This is a genomic window from Moorena sp. SIO3I6, from assembly GCF_010672095.1.
Map to the genome: position 1 here is coordinate 1 of NZ_JAAHHU010000388.1, position 4,014 is coordinate 4,014.

The window sequence follows — 4,014 nt, forward strand, 5'->3', positions numbered from 1 at the left end:
AAACTCTATTCTGGTAAGGCAAAAGCAAGCTGAAGCGGTTAATCTGCTTCAGTCCTGGATTGATGATGAGGATATTGAAGAGCAACAAGAAACAGGTCAGTACTTGATCCATGCATTGGATCAGGATCGACTGTCTGAGCGTGAGTTATTCCCAATTGAGATGAAGGGTGTAACTTGGTGAGGGGAGCCATAGTGTTGGATGCAGGGCCGGTCGGTCTGATCACCAATCCCAAGCTGTCTCCTGTTCATCGAAAACTACTTCTTCCCGATTCCCGATTCCCGATTCCCTATTCCCGATTCCCGATTCCCTATTCCCTATCTCCTATTTCCTGCGCACTCTCAACCAAATCAATAAACTCAGCTCGATAACCCTCTAAATCTACCCCTTGGGATTCCTTTGCTAATGTTAATGCTTGGTCAAAACTGGCTTTACCTTTGTAAGGAGAATCTCTTAACACCATACCAAAACTGGCAATGGCAGCGGAAAACTTAAAGTTATCGGAAGCATCCTCTAGCTTGACTGCTTTATCAACCAAGGGATAGGTGAGGAGTTGAGAGGTGTTACCATCAGGTTCTTTGTAACGTAACTTGACCTGCATTAATTCTTTGGAATTGGTTGTTGAAGCAGCATTGGATTGATATTTCAGAGGGTCAATATCCGGTAATTTGACATTAGTTTTCGCTCCCACAGGAATAATTTCATACAGTGCAGTAACAGTATGTCCAGCTCCTAATTCTCCGGCATCTTTAGTATCATCATTAAAGTCTTCATCCTTCAGCCGTCGATTTTCATAACCAATCAAACGATAGGCTTGGACTTTGGCAGGATTAAACTCTACTTGAATCTTAACATCTTTAGCAATAGTGAGTAGAGTTGCTCCAATTTCGTTAACCAGGACTTTCTTCGCTTCTAACTCGTTATCAATATAAGCATAATTACCATTTCCTTTATTAGCAATTTTTTCCATCTTGGAGTCTTGTAAATTACCGGTACCAAATCCTAATACGGTCAGGAAAACTCCTTTTTTTCGCTTCTGATCAATTAGTTTAACTAATTCGGTATCACTGGAAACTCCGACATTAAAGTCTCCGTCGGTTGCGAGAATAACTCGGTTATTTCCTGATTTAATAAAATTATCCTGGGCGAGTTTATAAGCCAGTTTAATTCCTGCTCCCCCAGCAGTAGACCCTCCGGCATTGAGATTCTCAATAGCTGTTAAGATTTTATCTTTCTCGTTGCCTGGAGTAGGAGGTAAAACCACGCCCGCAGCGCCAGCATAGACGACAATACTAACTTGGTCTTCTTCTCTCAATTCATTGACTAGCATCCGAAAAGCATCTTTGAGCAGGGGAAGCTTATTGGGACTATTCATAGAACCAGAGACATCCAGCAAAAAGACAAGATTGCTGGGAGGCAAATCTTCAATGGCCATCTTTTCCCCTTGGATACCAATGTGAACTAATTGGTGAGTGGGATTCCAAGGAGCTTGGGAAATTTCTGTGGTAATCGAGAAAGGGCGATCGCTTTCTGGTTCGGGATAGTCGTAGTTAAAGTAATTAATTAATTCTTCGATACGGATGGCATCAGTAGGGGGGAGTTGACCGTTATTAAGGAAACGACGAAGATTGCTGTAGGAGGCGGTATCAACATCAATCGCAAAGGTAGACAGGGGATTATGCTTTACTCTCTTAAAGGCATTCTCATCAATGGGACTATAGTTTTCTCTGTTGCTGACTTCTGGAATAGCTTGCTCTGGAATTGAGCTACTAGGAACTGCTTTCAAGGCTGCATTTGGGCTATGGGAGAGTGGCCTTGGGGCTTGGGGTCTCAAACCTCTGTTACTGAAATTCTGATTAACACTATCCGCCGACCTCCCGACCTGGGCTGATTCCATAAGTTCTGATTGGCGCTGTCTTTGGTCACGTTCTACGTCTTGCGCTACAGGTAGATTAGAGCTTTTTTCTGATTCTTGGGCTGAACGCTGATTGTGGCAAGCTGTTGTTAGCTGTGCCAAGATAGCAACCATTCCGGAAAGGAGGAATAGTCTAAGTAATTTGTTCATTTGATTTGCCCTCTGTATTGCTTATTCCTAAGCTAATCGACAACAGAAGGCTGATGGTCTGTGTTGCGCTTTCTGTAACGGTTAATCGGGAATCGGGAATCGGGCATCGGGCATCGGGAATCGGGAATCGGGAATCGGGAATCGGGAATCAGGGAATCGGGCATCGGGCATCGGGAATCGGGCATCGGGAATAGTGATTAATCGTAAGGTGGGCAGTGCCTAGCAATCCTATGGTCAGCTAATGAATCTGGAGGAAATTACGCTGACCACTGACGGCTGACGGCTGTTCGCGTAGCGTGCGCGTAGCGCATATGCTTACGTTAGGCTCTATATTAAATGGTATTTTGCAGGGTAAACGGATCTAATTTTGTTAATTCCTATCTATAATGTTTTTACCATCAAATAAACACTATATGTATAAAATATATTGTCAACTATCGCCATAAGGCCAGGTTTATTGAAAACTCCCCTGGTTGATTGACAAGATGGGTTTATTCTATGATACTTTTACAGATATAGGAGTGGAAGCAAAGCTTAAGATATCTTATGCTTCCTGATCCAAAGCTACCTGTCCCCTTTCAATAAGAAAACTATGTCTTAAGCTGTACTTCTCTTCCTATCAAATTAGATAAACCATGGCTACTCGCCATAGTTTATACTGATGATGTACTTAACCCTTTTTATAGAACTTTTCTTAATTAGGAGGTACACATCATTTTTTTTGGTTCGCTATTCCCTATATCCTTTTATAGGTTCCGGTAATCCAATTTTCTGGTGATCCGCTATTTCCTGTTGCCTAAAATTGAGGATTATATACCTCAAATCGTTTAAAACCACTGTTTACAACCACTAGATAATCCCTAATTAAGGAAGTTGATCATGTCTACTAAAAGTTCTGCAATCTGGGGATCTTCTTCCTTAGCAATTGCCATTTTTGCCCTATCGTCTTCACCAATTCTGACTCGCATAACAGAACATGATATGGGCCCTTATGGAACAATATTTAATCGGTTTTGGATTGCCAGCCTAGCGTTGGGCCTTGGCAAGGTTATCAAACTACTTTGGGATAAGCACAGCGGACGCTTATCTACTACTGATAACACTGATAACAAGGCTTATACTGTAAAGGATTTTTTCTCCTTATTTCTTGTTGCTAGCTTAGATTCAATTTGCCTAGTGACGTGGGCTTGGTCTCTGACAAAAACAAGTGTTGCTAATTCTAATCTTCTCCACAACACCACTCCTATCTTTGCAGCTGTCGGCGGATGGTTACTGTTAAGCCAATCCTTTAATCGTCGCTTCCTAATCGGCATGATGCTAGCTCTAGGAGGAACGTTCTTAATTGGTTTTAACGATTTTCATATCGATCGAGATACATTGATAGGGGACAGCGTTGCATTACTATCTGCCCTTTTCTATGCGGCTACACTTTTGGTAACAGAGAATCTCCGAGTAAAATTTGACACAAGCACAATTTTACTATGGCTTTATACCTTGGGTGGCCTATTGTTGTTACCATTAACATTGCTATTTGAAGATAGACTATTTCCTGCTTCCTTTTCATCATGGTCTGCTGTTATTGGCCTAGGACTTTGTGGCTCTATAATTGGATTGGGTGCATTATTCTATAGTCTCAAACAATTTTCATCTAGCTTTGTCTCTCTCATCCTATTGCTGGAACCCATGATTGCAGCATTATTTGCCTGGCTAATTTTTGCAGAAAAATTGAGTTGGTTAAATGGCTTGACGTTTATAATCGTATTATCTGGGATTTATCTGGCTCAATCAGATGGAGAATTAGATAATATCGGCTCTACCGAAGCTACTTAATATGTAATAGCAAAGGGAACAGCTAGGGGAGCATGTCAAATTTGTAATTAGGTACATAGATCCCCCCTAACCCCCCTTAAAAAAGGGGGGAATTAGATTGAAAAGTCCCCCTTATTAAGGG

General features: G+C 41.7%; 4 protein-coding genes and 1 pseudogene. 3 read left to right on the forward strand and 2 right to left on the reverse strand.

Going from position 1 to position 4,014, the window contains the following annotated elements; translation table 11 throughout:
* Both F6K49_RS36575 and F6K49_RS36580 read left to right on the forward strand, forming a co-directional pair.
* Positions 1-181 (forward strand): annotated as a pseudogene (locus F6K49_RS36575) (hypothetical protein); the annotation flags it as partial.
* A 14-nt stretch (positions 182-195) separates the two neighbouring features.
* Complete coding sequence (locus F6K49_RS36580) at positions 196-369, forward strand: hypothetical protein (protein WP_293104749.1); 174 nt, start codon at positions 196-198, stop codon at positions 367-369.
* Here F6K49_RS36580 and F6K49_RS36585 read toward each other — a convergent pair.
* Both F6K49_RS36585 and F6K49_RS36590 read right to left on the reverse strand, forming a co-directional pair.
* Positions 309-2,063 carry a VWA domain-containing protein gene (locus F6K49_RS36585; RefSeq protein ID WP_293104752.1) on the reverse strand — a complete coding sequence of 585 codons (1,755 nt, stop codon included), beginning with the start codon at positions 2,061-2,063 and terminating at the stop codon, positions 309-311. The genes F6K49_RS36580 and F6K49_RS36585 overlap by 61 nt on opposite strands.
* Before the next feature lie 32 nt (positions 2,064-2,095).
* The gene (locus F6K49_RS36590) at positions 2,096-2,248 is read right to left on the reverse strand and encodes a hypothetical protein (protein ID WP_293104755.1); all 153 of its coding nucleotides are present in this window, start codon (positions 2,246-2,248) and stop codon (positions 2,096-2,098) included.
* A 694-nt stretch (positions 2,249-2,942) separates the two neighbouring features.
* Here F6K49_RS36590 and F6K49_RS36595 point away from each other — a divergent pair.
* A complete protein-coding gene (locus F6K49_RS36595; RefSeq protein WP_293020463.1) occupies positions 2,943-3,893 on the forward strand; it encodes a DMT family transporter in 951 nt (316 codons plus the stop codon).
* The last annotated feature ends 121 nt before the right edge of the window (positions 3,894-4,014 follow it).

Coding starts and splice junctions, on each gene's coding strand:
- F6K49_RS36590 (WP_293104755.1), bottom strand. CDS start 2,248: ATGCCCGATTCCCGATGCCCGATGCCCGATTCCCTGATTCCCGATTCC.
- F6K49_RS36595 (WP_293020463.1), top strand. CDS start 2,943: ATGTCTACTAAAAGTTCTGCAATCTGGGGATCTTCTTCCTTAGCAATT.
- F6K49_RS36585 (WP_293104752.1), bottom strand. CDS start 2,063: ATGAACAAATTACTTAGACTATTCCTCCTTTCCGGAATGGTTGCTATC.